Source organism: Poseidonocella sp. HB161398 (assembly GCF_005870025.1).
Taxonomy (GTDB): Bacteria; Pseudomonadota; Alphaproteobacteria; order Rhodobacterales; family Rhodobacteraceae; genus Mangrovicoccus.
Genome location: NZ_VATA01000028.1, coordinates 14,200 through 39,301 on the forward strand (window position 1 = coordinate 14,200; position 25,102 = coordinate 39,301).

The 25,102-nt window shown below is 70.2% G+C and carries 25 protein-coding genes; 13 read left to right on the forward strand and 12 right to left on the reverse strand.

What is annotated here, in order from left to right; all coding sequences use genetic code 11:
* From FGX59_RS20480 to FGX59_RS20490, 3 genes are all read left to right on the forward strand, one after another.
* A complete protein-coding gene (locus FGX59_RS20480; protein ID WP_138468983.1) occupies positions 1–1,101 on the forward strand; it encodes a DUF1513 domain-containing protein in 1,101 nt (366 codons plus the stop codon).
* A 186-nt stretch (positions 1,102–1,287) separates the two neighbouring features.
* Positions 1,288–2,619 carry a trigger factor gene (gene tig / locus FGX59_RS20485; protein WP_138468984.1) on the forward strand — a complete coding sequence of 444 codons (1,332 nt, stop codon included), beginning with the start codon at positions 1,288–1,290 and terminating at the stop codon, positions 2,617–2,619.
* A 191-nt stretch (positions 2,620–2,810) separates the two neighbouring features.
* Complete coding sequence (locus FGX59_RS20490) at positions 2,811–3,461, forward strand: VPLPA-CTERM sorting domain-containing protein (RefSeq protein WP_171060747.1); 651 nt, start codon at positions 2,811–2,813, stop codon at positions 3,459–3,461.
* A 76-nt stretch (positions 3,462–3,537) separates the two neighbouring features.
* On the opposite strand, the gene FGX59_RS20495 is transcribed toward FGX59_RS20490, so the two are convergent.
* Both FGX59_RS20495 and FGX59_RS20500 read right to left on the reverse strand, forming a co-directional pair.
* Positions 3,538–4,845: a DEAD/DEAH box helicase gene (locus FGX59_RS20495; protein ID WP_138468986.1), complete on the reverse strand. Its 1,308-nt coding sequence runs from the start codon at positions 4,843–4,845 to the stop codon at positions 3,538–3,540.
* 1,042 nt (positions 4,846–5,887) lie between these two features.
* Positions 5,888–6,655, reverse strand: coding sequence for a nucleotidyltransferase domain-containing protein (locus FGX59_RS20500; RefSeq protein ID WP_138468987.1), 768 nt, complete (start codon positions 6,653–6,655; stop codon positions 5,888–5,890).
* 205 nt (positions 6,656–6,860) lie between these two features.
* On the opposite strand from FGX59_RS20500, the gene FGX59_RS20505 reads away from it, so the two are divergent.
* Positions 6,861–8,408: an alkaline phosphatase gene (locus tag FGX59_RS20505; RefSeq protein ID WP_138468988.1), complete on the forward strand. Its 1,548-nt coding sequence runs from the start codon at positions 6,861–6,863 to the stop codon at positions 8,406–8,408.
* Positions 8,409–8,666: 258 nt separating this feature from the next.
* Here the strand turns inward: FGX59_RS20505 and rplI are convergent, their stop codons facing one another.
* Genes rplI through rpsF form a run of 3 tightly spaced genes read right to left on the reverse strand, consistent with a single transcriptional unit; the run spans position 8,667 to position 9,902 of the window.
* On the reverse strand, positions 8,667–9,287 hold the full coding sequence (gene rplI / locus FGX59_RS20510) for a 50S ribosomal protein L9 (RefSeq protein ID WP_138468989.1): 621 nt from the start codon (positions 9,285–9,287) through the stop codon (positions 8,667–8,669).
* 12 nt (positions 9,288–9,299) lie between these two features.
* Positions 9,300–9,527, reverse strand: a complete 228-nt coding sequence (gene rpsR / locus FGX59_RS20515) for a 30S ribosomal protein S18 (RefSeq protein WP_013961325.1) — start codon at positions 9,525–9,527, stop codon at positions 9,300–9,302.
* A gap of 12 nt (positions 9,528–9,539) precedes the next feature.
* Entirely contained in the window at positions 9,540–9,902 is a 363-nt protein-coding gene (rpsF, locus tag FGX59_RS20520; protein WP_138468990.1) for a 30S ribosomal protein S6, read from the reverse strand.
* A gap of 283 nt (positions 9,903–10,185) precedes the next feature.
* On the opposite strand from rpsF, the gene FGX59_RS20525 reads away from it, so the two are divergent.
* Both FGX59_RS20525 and FGX59_RS20530 read left to right on the forward strand, forming a co-directional pair.
* Positions 10,186–10,761 (forward strand): YceI family protein, encoded by a 576-nt coding sequence (locus tag FGX59_RS20525; RefSeq protein WP_138468991.1) that lies wholly within the window; start codon positions 10,186–10,188, stop codon positions 10,759–10,761.
* Positions 10,762–10,911: 150 nt separating this feature from the next.
* Positions 10,912–12,321 carry a magnesium transporter gene (locus tag FGX59_RS20530; RefSeq protein WP_138468992.1) on the forward strand — a complete coding sequence of 470 codons (1,410 nt, stop codon included), beginning with the start codon at positions 10,912–10,914 and terminating at the stop codon, positions 12,319–12,321.
* Here FGX59_RS20530 and FGX59_RS20535 read toward each other — a convergent pair.
* A complete protein-coding gene (locus FGX59_RS20535; RefSeq protein ID WP_138468993.1) occupies positions 12,318–12,704 on the reverse strand; it encodes an OB-fold nucleic acid binding domain-containing protein in 387 nt (128 codons plus the stop codon). The two genes, FGX59_RS20530 and FGX59_RS20535, sit on opposite strands and share 4 nt — an antisense overlap.
* Before the next feature lie 113 nt (positions 12,705–12,817).
* On the opposite strand from FGX59_RS20535, the gene FGX59_RS20540 reads away from it, so the two are divergent.
* From FGX59_RS20540 to FGX59_RS20550, 3 genes are all read left to right on the forward strand, one after another.
* Positions 12,818–13,141: a 2Fe-2S iron-sulfur cluster-binding protein gene (locus FGX59_RS20540; protein WP_138468994.1), complete on the forward strand. Its 324-nt coding sequence runs from the start codon at positions 12,818–12,820 to the stop codon at positions 13,139–13,141.
* 211 nt (positions 13,142–13,352) lie between these two features.
* Positions 13,353–13,766 carry a hypothetical protein gene (locus FGX59_RS20545; RefSeq protein ID WP_240722610.1) on the forward strand — a complete coding sequence of 138 codons (414 nt, stop codon included), beginning with the start codon at positions 13,353–13,355 and terminating at the stop codon, positions 13,764–13,766.
* Positions 13,767–14,005: 239 nt separating this feature from the next.
* Positions 14,006–14,404 (forward strand): hypothetical protein, encoded by a 399-nt coding sequence (locus FGX59_RS20550; protein ID WP_138468995.1) that lies wholly within the window; start codon positions 14,006–14,008, stop codon positions 14,402–14,404.
* A 1,329-nt stretch (positions 14,405–15,733) separates the two neighbouring features.
* On the opposite strand, the gene xseA is transcribed toward FGX59_RS20550, so the two are convergent.
* Together xseA and FGX59_RS20560 are read right to left on the reverse strand one after the other, a co-directional pair.
* The gene (gene xseA, locus FGX59_RS20555; RefSeq protein WP_138468996.1) at positions 15,734–17,296 is read right to left on the reverse strand and encodes an exodeoxyribonuclease VII large subunit; all 1,563 of its coding nucleotides are present in this window, start codon (positions 17,294–17,296) and stop codon (positions 15,734–15,736) included.
* A 56-nt stretch (positions 17,297–17,352) separates the two neighbouring features.
* Positions 17,353–17,604: a hypothetical protein gene (locus tag FGX59_RS20560; RefSeq protein ID WP_138468997.1), complete on the reverse strand. Its 252-nt coding sequence runs from the start codon at positions 17,602–17,604 to the stop codon at positions 17,353–17,355.
* A 136-nt stretch (positions 17,605–17,740) separates the two neighbouring features.
* On the opposite strand from FGX59_RS20560, the gene purD reads away from it, so the two are divergent.
* Both purD and ftsY read left to right on the forward strand, forming a co-directional pair.
* Complete coding sequence (purD, locus tag FGX59_RS20565; RefSeq protein WP_138468998.1) at positions 17,741–19,003, forward strand: phosphoribosylamine--glycine ligase; 1,263 nt, start codon at positions 17,741–17,743, stop codon at positions 19,001–19,003.
* Between the two features lie 110 nt (positions 19,004–19,113).
* Positions 19,114–20,307 (forward strand): signal recognition particle-docking protein FtsY, encoded by a 1,194-nt coding sequence (ftsY, locus tag FGX59_RS20570; RefSeq protein WP_138468999.1) that lies wholly within the window; start codon positions 19,114–19,116, stop codon positions 20,305–20,307.
* Between the two features lie 88 nt (positions 20,308–20,395).
* Here the strand turns inward: ftsY and FGX59_RS20575 are convergent, their stop codons facing one another.
* Complete coding sequence (locus FGX59_RS20575) at positions 20,396–20,875, reverse strand: MgtC/SapB family protein (RefSeq protein WP_370296143.1); 480 nt, start codon at positions 20,873–20,875, stop codon at positions 20,396–20,398.
* A gap of 87 nt (positions 20,876–20,962) precedes the next feature.
* Here FGX59_RS20575 and FGX59_RS20580 point away from each other — a divergent pair, with 87 nt between their 5' ends.
* Positions 20,963–21,865, forward strand: coding sequence for an EamA family transporter (locus tag FGX59_RS20580; RefSeq protein WP_138469000.1), 903 nt, complete (start codon positions 20,963–20,965; stop codon positions 21,863–21,865).
* Between the two features lie 65 nt (positions 21,866–21,930).
* On the forward strand, positions 21,931–22,521 hold the full coding sequence (locus tag FGX59_RS20585) for an inner membrane-spanning protein YciB (RefSeq protein WP_138469001.1): 591 nt from the start codon (positions 21,931–21,933) through the stop codon (positions 22,519–22,521).
* Between the two features lie 6 nt (positions 22,522–22,527).
* On the opposite strand, the gene FGX59_RS20590 is transcribed toward FGX59_RS20585, so the two are convergent.
* The 3 genes from FGX59_RS20590 to FGX59_RS20600 form a co-directional block, all read right to left on the reverse strand.
* Positions 22,528–23,226 carry a glutathione S-transferase N-terminal domain-containing protein gene (locus FGX59_RS20590; RefSeq protein WP_138469002.1) on the reverse strand — a complete coding sequence of 233 codons (699 nt, stop codon included), beginning with the start codon at positions 23,224–23,226 and terminating at the stop codon, positions 22,528–22,530.
* A gap of 98 nt (positions 23,227–23,324) precedes the next feature.
* A complete protein-coding gene (locus tag FGX59_RS20595; RefSeq protein WP_138469003.1) occupies positions 23,325–24,605 on the reverse strand; it encodes a TRAP transporter large permease in 1,281 nt (426 codons plus the stop codon).
* Positions 24,602–25,099: a TRAP transporter small permease gene (locus tag FGX59_RS20600; RefSeq protein ID WP_138469004.1), complete on the reverse strand. Its 498-nt coding sequence runs from the start codon at positions 25,097–25,099 to the stop codon at positions 24,602–24,604. The genes FGX59_RS20595 and FGX59_RS20600 overlap by 4 nt, the downstream gene beginning before the upstream one ends.
* Between the last annotated feature and the right edge of the window lie 3 nt (positions 25,100–25,102).

A 25,102-nucleotide genomic window follows, 5' to 3' on the forward strand; every position in this document is an offset into this window, starting at 1 on the left:
ATGACCTCGCGCCGCAGCTTCCTTGCAGGACTTCTGGCCGCCGGCGCCCTGCCGCGCCCGAGCTGGGCCGAGGCCGGGGCCCCGGATTTCATCGCCGCCGGCAGGACCGGGCCGGACAGCTTCGTGCTCTGCGGGCTGAAGAGCTCGGGCGAGGTGGTCTTCACCCTGCCGCTGCCCGGGCGCGGCCATGCCGGCGCCGCCCATCCCGAACGCCCCGAGGCGATCGCCTTCGCCCGCCGTCCCGGCACCTTCGCGATCGTGCTGGACTGCCGCAGCGGCGCCGAGCTGGCGCGGCTCGAATCGCCGGAGAACCGGCATTTCATGGGGCACGGCAATTTCTCCCATGACGGCACGCTGCTCTACACCCCGGAGAATGCCTATGACCTGGGCGAGGGGCGGATCGGCATCTGGGACGCGACGGCGGGCTACCGGCGGATCGGCGAGTTCCATTCCGGCGGGGTCGGGCCGCATGACGTGATGCCGCTGCCCGGCAGCGACCGGCTGGTGATCGCCAATGGGGGCATCGACACCCATCCCGACAGCGGCCGCGCCAAGCTGAACCTGCCGCTGATGAAGCCGAATCTGTCCTATGCCGATCCCGACGGCACGCTGACCGAGACGGTCGACCTGCCGCCGGAATGGCACCTGAACTCGATCCGCCACCTGGCGCTGCGCGCCGACGGGCTGGTCGCGGCGGCCATGCAGTGGGAGGGCGACATCGCCCAGGCGCCGCCGCTGCTGATGCTGCACCGCCAGGGCGCGGCGCCGCTCTTTCCGGCCTTCGGCCCCGGCATCCACCACAGGATGAAGGGCTATGCCGGGTCGGTGGCGATGTCGCGCGATGGCAAGGTGGCGGCGATCAGCTCGCCCCGGGGCTCGGTGGTGCAGTGCTTCGACACCGAAAGCGGCGCGCCGCTGGCCTGCATCGAGGAGGCGGATGTCTGCGGCCTGGCCGCCACTGGCGAGGGCATCCTGACCACCGCCGGAACCGGCCGCGTGGCGCGGATCGACGGCGCCCGCCTGGCGGCGCTGTCGCGCCAGGACGTCGCCTGGGACAACCATGTCGTGACGCTGCATCCGGGCCCTGAGTCCCGCGCCTGAGGCCCTGCCGCGCCCGCCCGGCCGCTTCCGCCCCTCCCGGGGGCGGGAATCGCCGTCCGGAGCGGCTCATGGCCCTTGTTTTTCTGACCGAGGACGCCGCCGCATGCCGGCAGGGGTTGCATCGGCCCGTCCTTGCCCATACACCGCCCGGCAACCTAGAGACGGCCTTTCAAGAAGGAACCACCCATGCAGGTCACCGAGACCCTGAACGAAGGATTGAAGCGCGGCTACCAGATCCTCGTCTCCGCCGCGGAACTGGATGCCAAGGTGATGGAGAAGCTCACCGAGGCGCAGCCGGAAATCCAGATGAAGGGTTTCCGCAAGGGCAAGGTTCCGCTGCCGCTGCTGAAGAAGCAGTTCGGCCCGCAGATCCTGGGCGAAGCCATGCAGGAAACCATCGACGGTGCGATGAGCAAGCACTTCGAGGAGTCCGGCGACCGTCCGGCGCTGCAGCCGCAGGTCAAGATGACCAACGAGGACTGGAAAGAGGGTGACGACGTCGCCGTCGAGATGTCCTACGAGAAGCTGCCGGAAATCCCGGAAGTCGACCTGAAGACGATCTCGCTCGAGAAGCTGGTCGTGAAGGCCTCCGACGAGGATATCGACGAGGCGCTGAAGAACCTCGCCGAGAACGCCAAGAGCTGGGAAGACCGGATCGAGGGCGGCTACGCCGAGAAGGGCGACAAGGTCACCATGGACTTCGTCGGCAAGGTCGACGGCGAGCCCTTCGAAGGCGGCGCGGCCGAGGACTTCCCGCTGGAGCTGGGCTCCAACCAGTTCATCCCGGGCTTCGAAGAGCAGCTGGAAGGCGTGCATGTCGGTGACGAGAAGGTCGTGACCGTCTCCTTCCCGGAAGACTACCGCGCCGAGCACCTGGCCGGCAAGGAAGCCACCTTCGACTGCACGATCAAGCACATCGACACGCCGAAGCCGACCGCGATCGACGACGAGCTGGCCAAGCAGTACGGCGCCGAGTCGCTGGACGCGCTGAAGACCCAGATCGGCGAGCGCCTCGAAGCCGAATACGCAGGCGCCTCCCGCCAGGTGCAGAAGCGCAAGCTTCTGGACGCGCTGGACGGCCTGGTCTCCTTCGACCTGCCGCCGACCCTGGTCGAGGCGGAAGCCGGCCAGATCGCGCACCAGCTGTGGCACGAGGAAAACCCCGACGTGCACGGCCATGACCACCCGGAAATCACGCCGACCGACGAGCACAACAAGCTCGCCGAGCGCCGCGTGCGCCTTGGCCTGCTGCTGGCCGAGCTGGGCCGCGTCAACGAGATCGAAGTGACCGAAGCCGAGATGACCCAGGCGGTGATGGCGCAGGCGCGCCAGTACCCGGGCCAGGAACGCCAGTTCTTCGAGTTCATCCAGCAGAACGCCCAGGCCCAGCAGCAGCTGCGCGCCCCGATCTTCGAGGACAAGGTCGTCGACTACGTCTTCGAACTGGCGCAGGTCACCGAGACCGAAGTGTCGAAGGAAGACCTGGAGAAAGCCGTCGAGTCGCTCGAGGACGAGTGATCTCCGGCCATCTGGCGGAATGACGGAAGGGCGGGTCTTCGGACCCGCCCTTTTTCATGCGCTCGGGGCTGCGCTCCGCGGGGCGGCGTTTACCTTGTGTTCACCTAAAAGTTGATCGATTTCGCCTTCTGCGCGACCTCTCCCGGGCCGGGTTTCCGGCCGGAGCCATTGCGCAACAAGGGATATCGTGCATGCATCATCTGACAAGGACGGCCGCAGCGGCCGCGCTCGCGCTGTCGGCCTCTTCGGCGTCTGCCGCCGTGGTCCATATCGACCTGGGCGACCGGACGCTCGCCAGCAACCAGTCCGCGGTCTACGACCTGGATGGCGACGGACAGGCGGATCTGCGGTTCTACGATTACTACAGGCGCCATTATTATCCGGGCTGGAGCACCACTGACAGCGAGGTCACGGCCTCCGGGCTCTATGGCAGCCGGGTCACGGCCGGCGGGGCGCTGGCCTCGGGCAGCCTGATCGATGCCGGCCTGGCCTATGCGGGGGCGTCGAAGCTCGCGGACATGTACTACAGCGGCTATTCCGGCACGCTGAGCTATACCGGCAGCTGGGTCCGGCACAGCGGCGTGGTGCGCGGCTATCTGGGCTTCGCGCTGAATGTGTCGAACGGCCAGCATTTCGGCTGGGCCAGCCTGACGGTCGATGGCGACGGCATCGTCACGCTGCGCGATCTGGCCTGGGAGGATGCCGCTGGCGTCGCGATCGTGGCGGGCAGCCTCGATAGCCTGGCCCCCGAAGCGCAGGTGCCGCTGCCGGCGTCTGCGGGGATGATCTCGGCCGCGCTGGCCGGGCTCGGGTTCCTGGCGCGGCGCCGCCGCCGCGGCTGAGCCGGACCGGGGGGCCTGACATGGAAACGCCCTCCCGTCGGGGAGGGCGTTGCTGTTTTCAGGCTTTGGCCGCGGCTCAGGCGGCGCTGGCCTTGGCCGGACGGCGGCGGCTCCGCGCGCGGCGCGGACGGCCGCTCCCGGCCTTCGCCCCGTCGCCATGGCCATGGCCCTGGCCCTGCGGGCGGCCGTGCTTCGGCGCGCCGCCGGGCTTGCCGCCGCGGCCGCCGCCGGATTTCGCCGGACGGTGGGTGGCGCCGAGCGGACGGTCGCCGAAGCTGGTCTCCAGCACATTGCCGATCAGCTTCTCGATCGCCTTCAGTTCCTTGACCTCGTCGGTCGAGCAGAACGCCACGGCGCGGCCGTCGCGCCCGGCGCGGGCGGTGCGGCCGATGCGGTGGACATAGTTGTCCGGCACGTTCGGCAGGTCGAAGTTGTAGACATGGCGCACCTCGGGGATGTCGATCCCGCGGGCGGCGACGTCGGTGGCGATCAGCACTTTCAGCTGGCCGGTGCGGAACGACTTCAGCGCGCGCTCGCGCTGGCCCTGGCTCTTGTTGCCGTGGATCGCGCCGACGGCGAAGCCGGCCTTCTCGACGGCGCGGGCCAGCCGGTCGGCGCCGTGCTTGGTGCGGGTGAAGACCAGCGCCAACTCGGAGGGGTGGGCGCCGAGCAGGTCGATCAGGTGCCCGGTCTTCTCCGGCTGCTCGATGAAGCGGACTTCCTGCTCGATGCGGTCGGCGGTCTTGCCCGGAGGCGTGACCGAGATCTTCACCGGATCGGTCAGGTAGGCCTGCGCGATCTCTTCCATCTGGTCGGCCATGGTGGCCGAGAACAGCAGCGTCTGGCGCGTCTTCGGCAGCAGCGAGGCGATCCGGCGCAGCGCGTGGATGAAGCCGATGTCCAGCATCTGGTCGGCCTCGTCGAGCACCAGGAAGCGCGTGTCGTGCAGCGACAGGTCCTGGCGGTCGATCAGGTCCAGCAGGCGGCCCGGCGTCGCCACCAGCAGGTGGACGCCCTTCGACAGCTTCTGCGCCTGGCGGTTGATCGAGGCGCCGCCGGTGACGATGTGCAGCCGCAGATGCGCGCCGTCGGTGATCATGGCGAGGTTGTCATGGATCTGCTGTGCCAGCTCGCGGGTCGGGGCGAGGATCAGCGCCTGGGTGCTGCGCAGCTTGCATTTCTGCTGCTCGTGCATCAGCGCCTGGGCGATCGGCAGGCCGAAGGCCATGGTCTTGCCGGTGCCGGTCTGGGCCAGGCCCATGACGTCGCGGCCTTCCAGCGCATGCGGAATGGCCTGCTGCTGGATCGGGGTCGGATCGGTGATCTTGGCGGCGGCAAGCGCCTCCAGCAGGCGGGGCTTCAGCCCCATCTGGTCGAAACTCATGAATGGATATGTCCTGTCGTGGCGGCGTCATTGGCCGCGGAATGGGTCCGGCGAAGTCCGGGGAGGGGCTGCGGGCACCACCGCATCTTCGGAGCGCGGCGGGCGTAACCGCAGACCGGGACGGCCGCATCGAAGGGACATCCGGGCATCCAGTGCATGCGAAGCAGGGGCACCGGGCGATTACGAGTCCGTCAAATGGGGGCAGACGGACCGAAAGTCAATCGGAAACTCCACGAAGCCTGCTGCATCGCGGCAGGGACAGTGCGCGGACGCAGCATTTCCGCGGGTCTCTGCGCCCCGGCAGGCCGGGCGCGCCGGTCCGTCCGCCCCCTGTTGCTGGCTGCCGGGAAAGGGTCTGGGCGCCTGCCGCGATCGTACCGACGACGGGGGCGTCCGGGCCGGGCATGGACGCATGTCCTGCCGCCGCCCGGATCTCTCCTGTGGCAGAGACAGCTTCAGGGCCTGCTCAGGGTGCCCTGGAGTCAGGCAGTCGCGGCATCGCTGGGCGGCTGAAGCGAGGACGGCGCCGTCGGGGCTGATCCGGGGGTCGAAGCTCCCGCGCGGCCTGTGCCGGGAGGGTCCGGGCCGTTCCGCGTATGCACCGGCCGCGGCAGGGGCGAGGCGTTCCGATACGTGCGTCTCCCGCGCCATGCCTGCCGGAAGGTGCGGCCCCGGAACGGCCCCGAAGGCGCAGCGGGGACTCTGTTGGTCTGGGCCGCGCGCCGTCTTCTGCGGCGGCCCCCCGAGCCGCAGGATGTGCGCCGCCGGGGCCGGGCCCGGGTGCAGCTGCGCTATCCTCTCCTGAGCCGTTCATGCAGGGACGCCCCAAGCCGTCCGGTGACGCTGCCGCGCCTTGTCCCGCGCGCCGTCCCTTCCGGGAGGTTTCCGCCGGGCGTTCCGTGACGGCCAGCGAGGCCGGGCTGGCCCGGGGGGCGGAGGGCGCAAGGCGGTGCTTCGCCCGCCCAATCCGCCGGGACGGGGTCCAGAGTCGCCCCGCGGCCGATGCCGGGGGCGGGCCGCGAGGCAACGAGGGGCAGGCGCCCTAGCTGCGCTGCAGCTCCTGCGCCATCCAGGCCGTGAACGCGCCAAGGCGCTCGGCGAAGTCCGCCGGATCGTCGCCGGGGTCGCGCGCCTCGCGCAGGAAGGCACGCAGTGCAGCGCCCTGGCCGGGGTGGCGGCGGGCGAGCTTCTCCGCGTGGTCCTCGAGCGTGTCCGGCCAGTCGCGGTCGTCTTCGCGGCGCAGGACATTGGTGGAGCGGATCAGCTTGCGCGCCGCTTCCCGCATGAGGCGGCGGGCCGGCGCGCCGGGCGGGGCGGCCTCCAGCGCGCTGCGGTAGCCGCCGAGCACGCGCTCGAAATCGCCCTTCACCGCCAGGGCGAGGGCGCGGGAGGGGCGGAAGAGCGGGATGTCCTCGGCCGGGTCCGGCCCGCAGAGGCAGCGGCAGTGATGCCGCAGCCAGTAGCGCCAGGCCAAGCCCTGCTCCGCGGAGCGGAGCTCCGCGAGGGTGCCGATGTCGAAATCGACCTTGCTGGCGACCGGATGCGCCGCCTCGATCTGCCGCCGCAGCGCCTCGAGTCGGCGGCGCCCGGCAGCGGAGGGCGCCGCCCCGAAGATCAGCGACAGGTCGAGATCGGAGCGTCCGGGCACGGCACGGGCCTCGGCGACGCTGCCATAGACATGGAGGCTGTGGATCAGCGGTTCGGCGGCGGGCGAGAGCCGGGCGCAGACCTCCTCCAGCAGGGGGCGGAACGCCTCCTGGAAGGGGCGGTTGCCGACCGCCGTGATCCTGCCGTCGCGGCCGATGCCCATCCTGCCCCCCGTCGCCTCCCCGGAGCAGGGGGCTAGGCCGGATCGGACGCAAGGTCAACTGCCGCGTCCATGTCCGGGGAAGGGGCGCTCCGCCAAGGGCGGGCCGCCATGTCACCGGAACGTCGCCCAAGTGTCGCGGAACTGTCGCGATGGCCGGGCCATACGGGCGCCACAGAAAACGCCTATCCATCGACAGGACAGTGACATGACCGCCCGTATCTCCCGCCGTTCCGTGCTTTCCGGCGGCACCGTGCTTGCCGCTTCGCTCGCCATGCCCGCCATCTCCCGCGCCGATGACCGCCCGGTCTTCACCCATGGCGTGCAGTCCGGCGACGCGACCGCCAATTCCGGCATGATCTGGACCCGCGTGAACATGCCCTCGCGGGTGATGATGGAGGTCTCGACCACCGAGAGCTTCTCCAATTCCGTCAAGCTGCCGCCGCTGAACGCGCTGCCGGGCTCGGATCTGGCGGTCAAGCGGCTGGTCGAGGGGCTGCCCGCGGACCAGGACATCTTCTACCGCTTCACCGCGGCCGACCTGTCGAGCCTCAACGCCGTCTCCGACCCGCTGACCGGCCATTTCCGCACCGCCCCGGCCTCGCGCCGCTCGGTCCGCTTCGCCTGGTCGGGCGATACCGCGGGGCAGGGCTACGGCATCGACGATGACGGCATGCTGACCTATGCCACCATGGCGAAGCACGAGCCCGACTTCTTCCTGCATTCCGGCGACACCATCTATGCCGACGGCGCGATGGAAGAGGAGACCGTCAAGGACGGCAAGCTGATCTGGAAGAACACGCTGCTGATCGACGAGAAGCGCAAGGTGGCCGAGACGCTGGACGAGTACCGCGGCCAGTGGAAGTACAACCTGATGGACCGCCATGTGCAGGCGCTGAACGCCTCGGTGCCGACCTTCTTCCAGTGGGACGACCACGAGGTCGTCAACAACTGGTCGGACAGCAAGGACCTCTCGGGCGACGACCGCTATACCGAGAAGAACGTCCGTGTCCTCGCCGCCCGCGCGGGCCAGGCCTTCCACGAGATGACGCCGATCAGCTACCAGCCGGCCGAGCCGGGCCGCGTCTACCGCAAGATGTCCTACGGGCCGATGGTCGACGTGTTCTTCCTCGACATGCGGGCCTATCGCGGGCCGAACACGGCGAACCTGCAGGAGGCGATCAACGACGAGAGCGTCTTCCTCGGCGCCCGCCAGATCGAATGGCTGAAGCGCGAGCTGACGAATTCGACCGCCACCTGGAAGGTCATCGCCGCCGACATGCCGATCGGGCTGGTCGTGCGCGACGGCGAGTTCTTCGAGGCGATCGCCAATGCCGATGACGGCGCTGCCAAGGGCCGCGAGCTGGAGCTGGCCGACATCCTGCGCTTCATCAAGGCGGCGGATATCCGCAACACCGTCTGGCTGACCGCCGACGTGCACTACACCGCCGCGCATTACTACGACCCGAACAAGGCGCAGATGCAGGACTTCAACCCGTTCTGGGAATTCGTCTCGGGGCCGCTGCATGCGGGCACCTTCGGGCCGAACGCGCTCGACATGACCTTCGGGCCGGAGGTGAAATACGTGAAGGCGCCGAGCGAGGAGCAGGGCCAGAACCTGCCGCCGTCCGCGGGTCTGCAGTTCTTCGGCCTCGTCGATGTCGACGGCGCGACGCAGCAGATGAAGGTGCGGCTGATGGATCGCGGCGACAACGAGCTGTGGTCGATCACCCTCGATCCGGACTTCTCCGCCTGAGCGCGGCCGGGGCGGCCTCGGGGCCGTCCCCTCCCGTCGCGGTTAGCGGCGCATTAAGCCTGGCGGCGTATGACTGCGGGACAGGCTGCCAAGGGGGACATCGCCATGCGCCATTCCGGCTGCTGCTTCTTCCTGCTCACGGTTGTCGGGCTGGGACTGGTCGGTCTCGAAGGCTTCGCCTTCCTCTAGGGACCGCGCAAAGGAAAAGCGCGCCGCTCTGCCGAGCGGCGCGCTTTCCTGTCTTTCGGAAGGCCCGGATCAGGATTCCGGGCGGTCTTCCAGGTCCGGCTGGGGCGTGGAATCGCCGCTCTCGTCGTCGAGCGCTGCGGAGCCGATTTCGTCGAACAGTTCGGCGATCTCGAATTCTGCGGCGGCTTCGGCTTCGGCAGCCAGTTCCTGGATCGACTTGCCGGAGGCTTGCAGCTCGGCTTCTTCCTTGGAACGGGCGACGTTCAGGTGGATGTCGACTTCGACTTCCGGATGCAGGGTCACGTGCACGGTGTGCAGGCCCAGATCCTTGATCGGCTTCGACAGCTTGACCTGCTTGCGGTCGAGGGTGAAGCCCTCGGCGGTCGCGGCATCGGCGGCGTCACGCGGGGTGACCGAGCCGTAGAGCGCACCGGCATCCGAAGCGGAGCGGATCACGATGAACTGCTGGCCGTCGAGCTTGGCGGCCATTGCCTCTGCTTCCTTCTTGGTCTCGAGGTTATCGGCCTCGAGCTGGGCCTTGCGGGCCTCGAAGGATTTGATGTTGGCGTCCGAGGCGCGCAGCGCCTTGCCGGTCGGCAGCAGGAAATTGCGGGCGTAACCGTCCTTGACGGAGACGACCTCGCCCATCTGGCCGAGTTTGGCGACGCGCTGGAGAAGGATCACTTCCATGGGAATCGCTCCTTACTTCACGGCGTAGGGCAGCAGGGCGAGGAAGCGGGCGCGCTTGATGGCACGGGCCAGCTCGCGCTGCTTCTTCGCCGAGACGGCGGTGATGCGGGACGGCACGATCTTGCCGCGCTCGGAGATGTAGCGCTGCAGGAGACGGGTGTCCTTGTAGTCGATCTTCGGCGCGTTGTCGCCGGAGAACGGGCAGACCTTGCGGCGGCGGAAAAACGGTTTGGTTGCCATGTCAGTCTCTCCTTACCGGTCGCGATCGCGGCCGCGGCGGCCATCGCGCTCGTCGCGCTTCTGCATCTGGACGGAGGGGCCTTCTTCGTGGCCTTCGACCTTGATGGTCATGACGCGCATGACGTCGTCATGCAGGCGCATCAGGCGTTCCATCTCCTGCACGGCCGGCGCCGGGGCGTCGGTCTTCAGGAAGGCGTAGTGGCCCTTGCGGTTCTTGTTGATCTTGTAGGCCATCGTCTTGACGCCCCAGTACTCGGACTCGACGACTTTGCCGCCATTGTCCGACAGGACGGTGGAGAAGTGCTCCACGAGACCTTCGGCCTGCGCGTTGGACAGGTCCTGCCGCGCAATGAAGACATGCTCATAGAAGGGCATGCGGGCTCCAGTTCTGTTCAGGCGCGTTTCATAGGAGCAGGTTCCGTCCTCCGCCCCGCTCCGCGAGAGGCCGCGCCGTTCATGTGACTTTGCGAAGGATGCGCCTTCATACACATTCCGCGCGGCTTGGCAAGGGCGGGGCGCGGTCCGGGCGCGGGGGCAATGCACAGATCGTCGCGGTTCTGTTCGCCGGCGCACAGAACCCGTGAGCAAAGCGGCAATGGACTTGCACGGCATGCCAGACGACATTCCGGGCAGCAACCCAATCTTCCGGAGACGTTCCATGAAAAAGTTCCTGCTTGCCACCGCCATGACCGCCTTTGCCGCGACCGGCGCCCTGGCCGCCGACACCTACACCGTCGACACCACCCACGCCCAGATCATCTACCATTACAACCACCTGGGCTTCTCCACGACCTACGGCATGTTCTCGGGCATCACCGGCGACATCCAGTTCGACGAAGCCGATCCGGCCGCCTCCTCGGTCTCGGTCACCTTCCCGATCACCTCGCTCTTCACCGGCGACGACGAGCGCACCGCGCATTTCAAGACCGATGACTTCTTCGGCGCCGAGGCAAACCCCGAAGGCAGCTTCACCTCGACCTCGATCGAAGTGACCGGCGAGAACACCGCCGAGATCACCGGCGACCTGACCATCAACGGCATCACCAAGCCGGTCACGCTGGACACCACCATGACCCAGAAGGGCGACCACCCGATGGCCGGCAAGCCCTGGATCGGCTTCAACGCCACCACCACCATCACCCGCACGGATTTCGACATGGGCATGTACGCCCCCTATGTCTCCGACGAGGTCGAGGTCTTCATCTCGATCGAGGCGATGCAGGCCGACAGCTGATCGCAGCCGCAATTCCTGCCGGAAAGGGCCGTCCGCCGCCGCGGGCGGCCCTTTCCGCGTTCCGGGCTGTGCCCTTTTGCCCGCCCCCCGGAAGCGCCTCGGCCCGCTAGAACGGGAGGGAGGGACGCATCGGAGCAGGGAGGCGCGAGGATGACCGAGACGGCAGCGGCCGTGCTGGCCTGGGACAGCGGCAGCGGCGAGGCGGCCGAGCGGCACAATGCCGAGGCGCTGCGCGCGCTCGACCGGATGATCAAGGCCGGGGCGCGGCGCGAGGTGCTGGCGGCGCTGGCGGCCTGGCCCGCGGCCGACATGCTGGCCGCGATGATCCGGCTGCGCTCGAAGCGCGCGCAGAGGCTGCTGCTGTGGCTGCCCGAGGAGACCAGCCTGGCCATCCTGGCCGAGCTAGACCCGCGGCTGCAGGCGGTGCTGGTCGCGCCGGAGACCCGGGCGCGCTTCGCCAAGCTGATCCGCAAGTTCCGCCCCGAGGCCGCGCTGCGTCTGCTGCGCGAGCTGCCGCCCGGCATGGCCGCCGGGCTGCTGGCGGAGCGGCCGGATGCGGAGGCGCTGCGCGCCGATCTGGCCTATCACTGGGACAGCGCCGCGGCGCATCTGCAATTCGGCAGCCTCTCGGTGCCGCAGGGCTGGACCATCGGAGCGCTGGTCGAGGACATCCGCCGCCGCTCGGGCGAGATCGAGCGGATCGAGGGCGTCCATGTGGTCGATGCCGAACGGCGGCTGGTCGGCTACCTGCGCATCCGCGACCTGCTGCTGCATGCGCCCGGGACGGTGATTTCCGAGGTGATGCGCCGCGATCCGCCGCAGGTCTCGGCCGCGACCGACCAGGAGGAGGTGCTGGCGCTGGCGCAGAAGCGCCATGGCCGGGCGCTGGCAGTGGTCGATGCCGAAGGGCGGCTGCTCGGCGCGATCAGCCGCCGCGGACTGGAGGAGATCGCCCGCGAGGAGGCCGAGGAGGACATGTTCCTGATGGCCGGGCTCTCGCCCGAGTCCTCGGGCGCCGACCGGCTGCCGCAGATCGTCCGGCGGCGGCTGCCCTGGCTGGTGGCGGGGCTGCTCGGCGCGACGCTGACCGCGACGGTGATCGGCAGCTACGAGGCGACGCTGACCGAGGCGGCGATCCTGGCGAGCTTCATCCCGGTGGTCTGCGCGACGGCGGGCAATGCCAGCATGCAGGCCTCGACCGTGTCGATCCAGTCGCTCTCGGGCGGGGCGTCCTGGCGCGGCGACCTGCCGGCGCGGCTGGGCCGCGAGATCGGGGCGGCGGCGTTCAACGGCGCGGCGATGGGGCTGGCGATTGCCGGGCTGATCCTCTGCGTCTCGCTGCTCGGCGGGATCGACCGGCCGGGGATGCTGGCGGCGACGGTCGGGCTGGCGGAGTTCCTGGTGATCGTCATGGCCGGCACGATGGGCACGGTGGTGCCGCTGGCGCTGCATGCGCTGAAGATGGATCCGGCGGTGGCGACGGGGATATTCATCCTCACCGCCAATGACGTCTTCGGCGTGCTGGTGCTGTTCCTGATCGCGACGCAGCTTTACCTCTAGCCGGGCGGGTCCTGCGGCCGGGCGAGCCCGTCGAGCAGGGCGGAGAGATCCTCGACCGTCTCGGCGACCACGTGGGTCACCCCGGCCTCGCGCTGGATCCGCCCGGTGACGCGCAGCAGCCGCCCGGCGATCACCGCGCGGCGGAAGCGCTCGTAGATGCTGCGCCAGATGATGACATTCACGACGCCGGTCTCGTCCTCGAGGGTGACGAAGATCACCCCCTTGGCGGTGCCCGGGCGCTGCCGCACCAGCACCAGCCCGGCGACGGTGGCGCGGGCGCCCTGCGGCGGGCGGTCGAGCCAGCAGGCGGGCAGCGCGGCGGGCGGGCGCGGCCAGGGCGCGGCGGCATCGGCTGGCGGGGCGGGCGGCGAGTCGGGGGCCATGAGAACACATAGCGAACATTTGCGCGTTCACGCAAGCCGGCCGGGGTACTGGCAATGCCCGCCCGCATCGCCTAAATGGACCGGGTCGGTACAGAGCCAGTGAGGATGCGAGCATGCCCAAGATCACCTATATCGAGCATAACGGCACGGAACATGTCGTCGAAGTGCCTGTCGGGCTGACGGTGATGGAAGGGGCGCGGGACAACAGCGTGCCCGGGATCGACGCCGATTGCGGCGGCGCCTGCGCCTGCTCGACCTGCCATGTCTATGTCGACGAAGCCTGGGCGGAGAAGCTGCCGGCGATCGAGACGATGGAAGAGGACATGCTGGACTTCGCCTTCGAGCCGAAGCCCGGCAGCTCGCGCCTGACCTGCCAGATCCCGGTGACGGCGGCGATGGACGGGCTGGTGGTGCGCATCCCCGAGAAGCAGATCTGATCCCCGGGGAGGCGCCGCGACAGCCGTGGCGCCCGTGGCGGCGCCCGGCCCGCGGCGCTGCCCGTCCGCGCGCCCGAGGGCCGCGGAGAGCGGCGGCGGGGCGCCTGACCCCATCGTGACCGGTGCCGGGCTGTTGGCCGGGCGCCATCCGGTGTAGGGTGGCGCCGCCCGCGCCCCGCTTTCCTTCCGCCGGGCCCAGACGGAGACTGCGATGACGCGACGGATGCATGCGATGGCAGCGGCCGCTGCCGCCCTGGTGCTGGCCGGGGAGGCTGTCCTGGCCGGGCAGCCGATGTCGGGCGACGAGTTCGGCGCCTATGTCGACGGCCACACCGTCACCTATGCCCATGACGGCCGGGTCTACGGCATGGAGCAGTACCTGCCCGGCCGCAAGGTGATCTGGCGGCAGATCGGCGGCGAGTGCGAAGAGGGCACCTGGTACGAGGCCGGCGGGCAGATCTGCTTCGACTACGGCGACGGGATCCCGCTGCAATGCTGGCAATTCGTCAACGAGGGCGGGCGGCTCGGCGCGAGGGCGGACAGCGATCCGCAGGGGACCTGGCTCTACGAGGTACAGCGCTCCTCCGAGCCGATGCAGTGCCCGGCGCCCTATCTGGGCGCCTGAGACGCGCGCGGGGCGGCAGTGTTTCCGGCCCGGACCGGGCTGTGCGGTCCGGGGGTCTCCGGAGCCTCGGCCATATTGGCGGGAAGCGCCGCCAGATGCGGAGAGGGGGCGCTATCTGCGATCCCAGGGCAGCCCGGCACGGTCCAGTCGCAGCCCGTCGCCGCCGCTTCAGCTCTAGGACGCATCTTCAGCTTCGGGACGCATCGCTCGATCAGGCTGCGCCAGCGGTGGAACTCCGGTTGGCACCGCTCCTTGCGGTTCCGGCCCATCGGGATGAGCGCGGCGAAGCGGAGTTCCTCAAGTTCTTCCAGCGCATTGTCGGCATTCTAGCCTGTCCTGGGCAGGACAACCTGGGCAGGGCAAATGTGGGCTCTGGCAAGTCCTTTGCCATGACGGAGGCGAAGACGGCGGCGAACCCTCTGAAGCCCGCCGCCTCGCGCCGCACCGGCTTGGGGGCCGGAATGGCGCAGCCGGACTCTCGATCCTTCAGGTCCGCATGGGCGCTGCCTGTTCCACGGCCCGCATGCGCCGTGATCTGCGCCGAGCGCTCCTGCAATGGCATCCCCCTGTCCGGAGGCGCGGCCGGTGTCCTGCGCCTCGCGTGTCCCCTGTTCGACGCCGCCGCCACGCCACCGTGATCCTCGAAGGGCGGTGGCCTGCCGCGCGGATGCCTGGGCGTCCTGGGCGCCATCGCCAGCGGCGCTTCATCAGGTGGCGCCTCGGCCGTGAACTCGCGTCAGGGGCGGTCGCGCAGAGTTGCCTGCGCCTGCCCTTGGCACGCGGCAGCCCTTCGACGGCATCGAGCTGCTGCACGATCAGCGCATCCTTGCGGGCAAGGGCCCGGATCGCGGGGGCCTCCATGCGGACCGTCTCGGCCTTGGCCAATCCCGCCTTCCGGCCCTGCCGGGCGACCCGCGCGGAGACCGTCCGGAGCGTTTCTCCGCAGGGGCGCTGCCGGGGGCGCGCGACGAGGGCTCCGGCAGTCCCTCGTGCAGCGCGCGGCGCAGCGGATCGGCAGGTCCACCTGCGCTTCCCTCCCGAGCCACCGGCGCCGGACGATTCCGGTGCGGAAGCCCGCCAGCGTCAGGGGGATCGCAGCGCCGGGGGCCATGCCCGGGCGGCCCTTGTGAGGAATGCGGGGGGGACCGACGAGTGACCGCATCAACCCGCAGGAGCAGGTGGGCGGGCGGGATCAGGCTGCGCAGCGATCCGGTGCCGGACAGGGCGGGCCGCCCCTGCGGCTCGTGTGCCGGCATCGCCTTCGCCTCGTCAGCACGGGACCGGTGAACCTGCCCGAAGCGGCTTTTCCAGCAGCGCCAGGACCCTGGCCGGGCGAATTCTGCGGGCATGTCACGCCAGGATGCGCCGGACCGTGCGATCCTGGGCAACATGTTCCGAACAAGGTGATGACTGGCTGGCTCGCGGCTGCAAGGGCTGCGGATTGCGGCGATGACATGCTCGGAGGGCCGTCATTCCGCGTCGCACGTCAAATTGCGTGCCGGGACCGCCTCTGCCGCGATGGTGATCCCGAGACACGGAAGTGCCCAGGCGTGATTTGCCCTTGCCAGCGGCCTGGCCGGGCATTTCCGCGTGCTGCGGGCGGTCGCCCTGAAGGAGGGGCGGGCCTCTGGCTGTTTGCTCAGGGATATCTCGGTGGACCACCCGTGACACGCGGGCCAGCCCCGAGTTTGCCGCGGCGCGGCGCGGGGCGGGCGGAGCAGAGCCGCGCGCGATGGGACCGGAGGGACAACAGCCGGTTGGTGTCGCGAGGAACAGGCCGTCGGGCCTTTTTTGCCGCGGCGCGGGGCGGGCGGAGCCGAGCCGCGCGCGATGAGACCGGAGGGACAACAGCCGGCCGGTGCCGCGAGGAGCGGACCATCGGGCCTTGGCGGGCCGTTCGTCGACAGCTCCGCGCCTGTCCGGGACGCCGCGCCGGTCTCTGCGCGCTGCCGCTATGCGGCCGCGGCCTAGTCGGGGCCGGCGGTGGCGGCGCGGCGGCCGTCGGAGAATTCCAGCTCCAGCGCTTCGCCCGGCTTGGCCGTTGCGCGGCTGGTGACGAGCGCGCCCGATCCGTCGCGGACCAGAACGAAACCGCGGGCCAGGACCGCGCCGTGGTCGTAGCTCTGACGGATGCGCTCCAGCGCGGTCAGGCGGGCGGAGAGCTCGCGCAGCCGCGCCTCCTGCGCCTTGGGCAGGCGCGGGGCGAGGCGGGAGAGATCGGCGGCGCCCTGCGACAGGCTGCGGCGCAGCGGCACGGCGCTGAGCCGGAGCGTGCCGAGCCGCTCGCGGCGGCGGCGCAGCGCGGCCGTTCCGGCGCCCGGCAGCCGCGAGGAGACCGCGTCGAGGCGCGAGCGCTCGCGCTGGGCATTGGTCGAGAGGCTGCGCTCCAGCCGCCGCGAGAGATCGTCGAGCCGGGTGCGGTCATGGCGCAGCCTGTCGCCGAGGCGGCGGGGCGAGAGCTCGGCCGAGAGCTCCACGAGGCGCGAGCGGCGTGCCTGGGCCAGATCCCGCAGCGCCCGCGGCAGCCGGTCGGAGGCCAGGTCGAGCCGCTGCCGCGCGGTTTCGGCCAGCGCCTCGGGACGGGGCAGGGCACGGGCGAGGTCGCGCAGCCGCTGGCGGCGCAGGAGCACACTCTGCCCGCCGGCGCGTGCGAGCCGCGCGCCCTGGTTGTCGAGCCAGGCCATCAGCTCCAGCCGCACCGGCACCGCCATCTCGGCCGCGGCCGTGGGCGTCGGCGCGCGCCGGTCGGAGGCGAAGTCGATCAGCGTCGTGTCGGTCTCGTGCCCGACGGCCGAGATCAGCGGGATCTGCGACTCGGCGGCCGCGCGGACGACGATCTCCTCGTTGAAGCCCCAGAGATCCTCGACCGACCCGCCGCCGCGGGCGACGATCAACACGTCCGGACGCGGCAGCGCGCCGCCCGGGGTGAGCCGGTTGAAGCCCTTGATCGCGTTCTCGACCTCGATGGCGCAGCGCTGGCCCTGCACGGCGACCGGCCAGACCAGCACCTTGCGCGGGAAGCGGTCGCGCAGCCGGTGGAGGATGTCCCGGATCACCGCGCCCGAGGGCGAGGTGACGACGCCGATGATCTCGGGCAGGTAGGGCAGGGGCCGCTTGCGCTCGGGACGGAAGAGCCCCTCGGCCTCGAGCTTGGCCTTGCGCTTCTCCAGCATCGCCATCAGCGCGCCGGCGCCTGCGGGGACCATGTCCTCGATCACCATCTGGTACTTGGACTGGCCCGGGAAAGTGGTCAGCCGCCCGGTGGCGACGACTTCCATCCCCTCTTCGGGCTGCATTGGCAGCCGCGCCGCCTGGCCCTTCCAGATCACCCCGGCCAGGACCGAGCGGTCGTCCTTCAGGTCGAGATAGATGTGGCCCGAGCGCGGCCGCGAGATGCGCCCCAGCTCGCCGCGCACGCGCACATGGGAGAAATTCCCCTCCACCGTGCGCTTCACGGCGCCCGAGATCTCGGACACGGTGAATTCGGGGGCGTTGCCGCCCGGCTGGGGATCGTCTTCGAACAGGTCCATGGTCGTCTCCGCTGCGCGGCGCGACCCTAGCCGAGCGGCGCGCGGAGGAAAAGCCGTCAGGCGGGCTCGAGCGCGCGGCGAAGCGCCTGGGCCTCGTGGCAGGCGGGGCAGCAGTCGGGGCAGGCCGCCACTGCGCCGCGGAGCGTGCGGGCCTCGGCCATGGCATCGGCGGGCCGGTCGAAGCGGCCGACCAGCTCGGCCGGGCCGTCGAGCGCGCGGCCATGGCAGCGGTCGCCATGCAGCACCCAGGCAGTGCCGCCCGAGGCGGGCGGGACGAGGAAGTAGGTTGCGGGGCGAAGGTCGGACATGGGTCTCTCCTTTCAGCATCTCCTGCGGGGAAAACCCGCGACCCCGGCGCAAGGTTCCCCGGCGCGGGCGGGCATGGCGCTTGCCTCTGCGGCGGGTCTTGCCTAGGAGGCGGTGCGGAAACCCAGCGGAGGCGGCATGAACATTCTCATTCTCGGTGGCGGCGGGCGCGAGCATGCGCTGGCCTGGGCGGTCAAGCAGAACCCGAAATGCGACCGGCTGATCGTGGCACCGGGCAATGCCGGGATCGCGGCAATCGCGGAATGCGCGGCGCTCGACGTCAATGACGGCGGCGCGGTGGTCGAATTCGCCCAGGAGAACTCCATCGACCTGGTGATCGTCGGCCCCGAGGCGCCCCTGGTCGCGGGCGTCACCGACCGCCTGCGCGAGGCGGGCGTGCGCTGCTTCGGCCCGAGCCAGGCGGCGGCCGAGCTGGAAGCCTCGAAATCCTTCACCAAGGCGGTCTGCGACGCCTGCAATGCGCCGACCGCGGCCTATGCCCGCTTCGAGTCCGCCGCCCCCGCGCTCGACTACGTCAGGGCGCAGGGCGCGCCGATCGTCATCAAGGCCGACGGGCTGGCCGCGGGCAAGGGCGTGATCGTGGCGATGGAGCTGCAGGACGCACTCGACGCGGTCGAGGACATCTTCGGCGGCGCCTTCGGATCCGCGGGCGCGGCGGTGGTGATCGAGGAGTTCATGACCGGCGAGGAGGCCTCCTTCTTCATCCTCTGCGACGGCGAGACCGCGCTGCCGATCGGCACGGCGCAGGACCACAAGCGGGTGGGCGAGGGCGATACCGGCCCCAATACCGGCGGCATGGGCGCCTATTCCCCGGCGCCGGTCCTGTCGGCGGAGATCCAGGCGCAGGCGATGGCGGAGATCGTCCTGCCGACGCTGAAGGAGATGGCGCGCCGCGGCACGCCCTATGTGGGCGTGCTCTATGCCGGTCTGATGATCGAGGACGGCCGCGCGCGTCTGGTGGAGTACAATGCCCGCTTCGGCGATCCCGAATGCCAGGCGCTGATGCTGCGGCTCGGCGGCCAGGCGCTGGATCTGATCGAGGCCTGCACCGACGGGCGGCTGGCCGGGATGCAGGTCAACTGGGCCGACGACCACACGATGACGGTGGTGATGGCCTCTGCGGGCTATCCGGGCAGCTACGCGAAGGGCACCGAGATCCGCGGGCTCGACGCGCTGGAGGAAGACGGCAACCAGGTGATGTTCCATGCCGGGACCGCGCTGAAGGACGGCCATGTCGTCGCCACCGGCGGCCGGGTGCTGAACGCCACCGCCCGCGGCGCGACGCTCGCCGAGGCCCGCGACCGCGCCTATGCGCTGATCGACGCGCTCGACTGGCCCGAGGGCTTCTGCCGCCGCGATATCGGCCACCGGGCGCTGTGATGCGGCCGCGCGCCCGGCGGACCTGCCGGGCGCTGCGGTTTCCGCGCCGGGGTCTTCCCTTGGGGCGCAAGGACGTTTAGGCAGGCTCCGACCCAGACGGAGCCGTTTCCATGTCGTTCTTCAAGAAAATGAAAGACCGGATGTTCAAGTCCTCCTCGAAGATCGAGGACGGGCTCGAGGCGATCGTCGAGGAGGAAGGCTCCGTCGACGCCCCGGACACTCCTGCCGCGCCGCAGCCTGCCGCAGACCCCGCGCCCGCGCCCGCGCCTGCCCCTGCGCCAGCTCCGGCCCCTGCGCCGGAAGCGGCGCCCGTGCCGGCCCCCGCACCGGTGCCCGGACCTGCGCCCGCTCCGGCGCCTGCCCCTGCCATGCCCGCTCCGGCGGCCGCGCCCGCGCCCGGCCCGGAGAAGAAGGGCGGGCTCTTCGCGCGGATGCTGGGCCGCGCCGACAGTTCCGGCGCGCTGCGCCGCGCGCTCGATGACGAGATGCTGGAGCAGATCGAGGATCTGCTGATTACCGCCGACATGGGCGTCGAGACCGCCGCGCGGGTGACGGCGAACATGGCCGAGGGGCGGATGGGCCAGCGGCTTTCCACCGCCGAGCTGAAGCAGGTCATGGCCGAGGAGATCGCCCGCATCATGGAGCCGGTGGCGCGGCCGCTGCCGCTCTATCCCAGGACGCCGCAGGTGGTGCTGGTCGTGGGGGTCAACGGCTCGGGCAAGACCACGACGATCGGCAAGCTGGCCTCGCAGTTCCGTGCGGCGGGCAAGAACGTGGTGATCGCCGCCGGCGACACGTTCCGCGCCGCGGCGGTCGAGCAGCTGCAGGTCTGGGGCCAGCGCGCCGGCGTGCCGGTTCTGACTGCGCCCGAGGGCTCGGACCCGGCCAGCCTGGCCTACGAGGCGATGGAGCAGGCGCAGCGCGACGGCGCAGACCTGCTGATGATCGACACCGCCGGGCGGCTGCAGAACCGCGCCGACCTGATGGAGGAGCTGGCCAAGATCGTCCGGGTCATCCGCAAGAAGGACCCCGAGGCGCCGCATAACACGCTCCTGGTGCTCGACGCGACGACGGGGCAGAACGCGGTGACGCAGGTGCAGGAATTCCAGCGGCTGGCCGATGTCTCGGGCCTCGTCATGACCAAGCTCGACGGCACGGCGAAGGGCGGCGTCCTGGTGGCGCTGGCCGACCGGTTCGGCCTGCCGATCCACGCCATCGGGGTGGGCGAGCAGATCGAGGATCTGGCGCCCTTCGATCCCGAGGAATTCGCCGCCGCGCTGACCGGGCTCGACGTCCAGGCCTGACGCTTCCGGCTGCGGCCGAAGCGGCGCCGCCGGCGTTCCCGCGGACGGGCTGTCAGCGCCTTCGGCCGGCGTCTTGACGGGCGGGCGGCTAGCCGCGGTGCTCCAGCCGCCGGATGAGCTCCAGCACGATCAGCGCCAGGACGGTGGCCAGCGCGGCCATCGGGATATTGCCGATGCCGCAGGCCAGCCCCACGGCGCCGGCCATCCACATGCTGGCGCCGGTGGTCAGCCCGTGCACCCGGTCGCCCTGGAAGATGATCGTGCCAGCGGCCAGGAAGGCCACGCCCGACGTCACTGCCGGGATCAGCCGCAGCGGGTCGGTGCGCAGCGTGGTCGTGTCCCCGGGCAGCGCCATCAGGTCGAGCGCGATCAGCGTGAAGAGGCAGGCGGCGATGGCGATCAGCATATGGGTGCGCAGCCCGGCCGCCTTGTGCCGGACCTGGCGCTCGACCCCGAGCGCGCCGCCCAGGACCAGCGCCGCGCAGAGCCGCAGCGCCGCCACCGGCAGGGGCGTTGCCGCGAAGCCGCCGGCCAGCTCGTGGCCGAGCATCTCGAGGACGTTGCTCACTTTTTCCGTGCCCCGCGGCGGCGCGCCGGTCTTGCGGGACGGGGTCCGGAGGGGGCATAGGCAGGGGGTCGTTGTTCCGAGGTGATCATGTCCGGCTGGCTCCTGTCGCTCGAAGGTACCGACCAGGGGCGCACCCTGGCAATGCTGCTGGCGCTGTCCGCGGCTTTCCTGCACGCAATTTTCGGTGCGCTGCAGAAGGGACGGCACGATCCCTGGCTTAGCCGCGGGGCGATCGACTTCTGCTACGGGATCATGGCGATGCCGGTCGCGCTGTTCCTCGTCCCCAGGCCCGAGCCGCATATGTGGCCGATCTTCGCGCTCTGCTTCGCGGTGCATGTCGTCTACAAGACCCTGCAGGGCATGGCCTATGTGAAGGGCGCCTATACGGTGGTCTATCCGGTGGTGCGCGGCACCGGCCCCTTGTTCGCGATGATCGGCGCGGTGCTGATCTTCGGCGAGCGCTTCACCTGGGTGCAATGGGCGGGGCTCGGCGTGCTGCTTGCCGGCATCTACGGGCTGGCGGCCTACAACCTCGCCCATGTCACGGTGAACCGCCACACGCTGGTCCCGGCGCTGCTCTTCGCGGTGGCGACGGGGGTGATGGTCGCGGTCTATACCACAGTCGACGCCTACGGCATCCGCGCGACGGCCGATCCCTTCACCTTCCTCGCCTGGTTCTTCTTCCTCGACGGGCTGGTCTTTCCGGTGGTGGCGGCGATCCGCTACCGCCGCATGGCCGATCCGCCCGCCCCGGGACCCTTGATGCTGCGCGGGCTGATCGGCGGGGTGATCGCCTATGGCAGCTTCGGCACGGTGATGCTGGCGACGCGGCTCGACAGCGTCGGCGAGGCGGCGGTGCTGCGCGAGACCTCGACGGTCTTCGCCGCGCTGATCGGCTGGGTGCTGCTGGGCGAATCGACCGGGCCGCGGCGGGTGGCGCTGATGGCGCTGATCGCGCTCGGCGCCGTAATTGTTGAGGCCGGGGGCTGAGGCCGGCTCTGGACCTCCGCGCGCTTCTGCCCTAACCCGAAACCGGCAGTTCGCGGGAGACAGGAATGAGCGATCAGAACGACTGGCGGAAGCAGGCCCTGGATCTGGGACCGGTGCTGCTCTTCGTGGCGGGGTACCTGCTGGTCAGGGACAAGACCGTCTCGATCGGCGGGCGCGACTACGAGGGCTTCGTCATCGTCACCGCCTGCTTCATCCCGATCCTCGTGGCCAGCAACTGGATGCTCTACAAGATCTCGGGCAAGGTCAGCCGGATGCAGATCCTGACGCTGGTCCTGGCCGTGGTCTTCGGCGGGCTCACGGTCGCGCTGAACGACGAGCGGTTCTTCAAGATGAAGTCGACGCTGGCCTTCGGCATCTTCTCGGCGCTGCTGTGGATCGGCATCGCCCGCGGGCAGTCCTGGCTGGAATTCATCATGGACGGCGCGCTGCCGATCACCCATGAGGGCTGGATGATCCTGACCAAGCGCCTGGCGGTGTTCTTCGCCTGCGTGGCGGCCGCGAACGAGATCATCTGGCGCGGCTTCTCCACCGATGTCTTCGTCGCCTGGGACACGTTCGGCCAGATGGCGGCGACCATGGCCTTCTTCCTGGCCCAGGCGGGGCTCCTCAAGCGGCATTCCACCGAGGAGCTCTGATCCGCCCTAGCGGGTGCGGAACAGCGCCGCCTGCGCCTTGGGGTCGCTGAGCGCCTTGCGCCGGTCGGCATGGAGCGCGCGGCCCTTCTCGACGCCGGGCCGGGCGGCCACCTTGTCGAGCCAGCGGGCGAGGTTGGGCTTGTCCTCCAGCGTCTGCTGCTGCCCCTCCCAGAGCGAGGCCCAGGGCCAGATCGCCATGTCGGCGATGGTGAACTCGTCGGTGGCGGCGTATTCGGTGCGCCCGAGCTGGCCGTCGAGCACCCGGTAGAGCCGCCCGACCTCGGCGCGGTAGCGGTCCTGCGCATAGGGCAGCACCTGCGGCGGATCGAGATCGGGGGCGTATTTCAGGAAATGGTGCGCCTGGCCCGCCATCGGGCCGACCCCGCCCATCTGCCACATCAGCCACTGGTCGACGGCGATCCGCTCGCGCTCGCTGCGGCCGCAGAACCGCCCGGTCTTGCGCGCCAGGTACTGCAGGATCGCGCCCGATTCGAAGATCGAGACCGGCGCATCGTCCGGCCCGTCGGGATCGGTGATGGCGGGCATGCGGTTGTTCGGCGAGATCGCCAGGAAGTCCGGCTCGAACTGCGCGCCCGCGCCGATATCGACCAGATGGGTGCGGTAGGGGAGGTCCATCTCCTCCAGCGCGATGGATATCTTCCAGCCGTTCGGCGTGGGCCAGTAGTAGAGCTCGATCGGGGGCATGGCGCGTCTCCTCAGCGTCTGGCCCCATCCTGCACCAGCCCCGGCAGGGCGCAAGTGCCGGGGCATCGCATTGCCGCGAGGATTGCGACAGTCCCCGCTCAGTAGCCGAGCGCGCGGGGCAGCGCGGTGACGATGCCCGGGAAGACCATGCACATGAGCAGCAGCAGGTACATCGCCGCGATGAAGGGCCAGCTCTCGCGCACCAGCGTGCCCATCTCCACCTTGGTGATGCCGCAGACCACGAAGAGGATCACGCCCACCGGCGGGGTCAGCATGCCGATCACCAGGTTCAGCACGAAGACGAAGCCGAAATGCAGCGGGTCGATCCCGTATTGCAGCGCGATCGGATGGAAGAGCGGCACCAGCATGATGTAGGCGGCGTTCGATTCCAGGAACATCCCCACGACCAGCAGCATCAGCGCGATCAGGCAGAGAAAGGCGAAGGGGCTTTCGGTCAGCGACTGCAGCCCGGAGGCCAGCTTCATCGGCAGCATGTCGATGGTGAAGAGGAAGGTGATGGTCGAGGCGAAGGCGATCATCGCGCCGACGACGGCGGTGGTCTTCGCCGCGGTCAGCAGCACGCCCGGCAGGTCCGAGAGCTTCAGCTGGCGGGTGACGAAGAAGCCCAGCAGCATCGCGTAGCAGCAGCCGATGGCCGCGCCCTCGGTCGGGGTGAAGGCGCCGAAGACGATGCCGCCGATCACGCCTGCGGGCATCAGGAAGACGACGAGGTTGCGGCGGAGCTGGTGGAGGATGTTCCGCAGCGATACCGGCTCGCCCGTGACCGGGTAGTTGCGCGCCTTGGCGATCGCCCAGCAGAGCGCCATCAGCGCCGCGAAGAGCATCAGCCCCGGCACCACGCCCGCCATGAAGAGCCCGCCGACCGAGACGCTGGACCCGGCCATGAAGGCATAGACGATCATCGCCCCCGAGGGCGGGATGATCGGGCCCAGATTGGCCGCGGCGGCGACCAGCCCGGCGGAGACGCCGAGCCCGTAGTGCTTCTTCAGCGTCGGCACCAGCGTCGAGGACAGCGCCGAGGCATCCGCCACCGCCGCGCCCGAGACCGAGGCCAGCCCCGCGCCCGAGACGATGGCGACCTGCGCCAGCCCGCCGCGGGCGCGCCCGATGAAGGCATTGGCCAGGTCGACCAGCCGGTCCATGATCCCGGCCTTCAGCATCAGCTCGCCCGTGGCCATGAAGAGCGGGATCGACATCAGCGGGAAGGAGTTGACCGAATTCATCAGCCGGGTCGGCAGCACCGAGAGGTCGAAGCCCGAGATAAGCAGCCCGGCCAGCGCCGAGACGCCCAGCGAGAAGGCCAGCGGCATGCCGAGAAGCGCCAGCGCGAGGAAGATGCAGATGACGGCGAGGCTCATGACGGGGCTCCGGACAGGGGGGCATGCGCGTCCGGCCAGAGCGCCAGCACGGCCAGGTGCAGCGCGGCATGGGCGGCGCCGATGATGACGGGGAAGAAGAACACCGCAGAGGTGAGATCGAGCGAGCCCAGCCGCTCCGACCAGGTGGCGGCGGCGACATGGATGGCGGTGACGACCGTGACGGCCAGCATCGCGGCGGCGAGCACCGCCATCAGCCGCGCCAGCCCGCCCTGCAGCGCGGGCGGCAGGCGGCGGGTCACGAGGTCGATGCCGACATGGGCGCCGTCGCGCAGCCCCAGCGGGATCGCCAGGAAGACGGTCCAGACGAAGGCCAGCCGCGACAGCTCGTCGGCCCAGTCGAAGGAGCCGTTGAAGAGGTAGCGCATCGCCACCTGCGCGGAGACCACGGCGATCATCACCGCCATGCAGGCGATGGACGCGAGGCGCGCACCGGTATCGGCGCGCGCCAGAAGGCCCAGGAGGGAGGCTTTCATGCC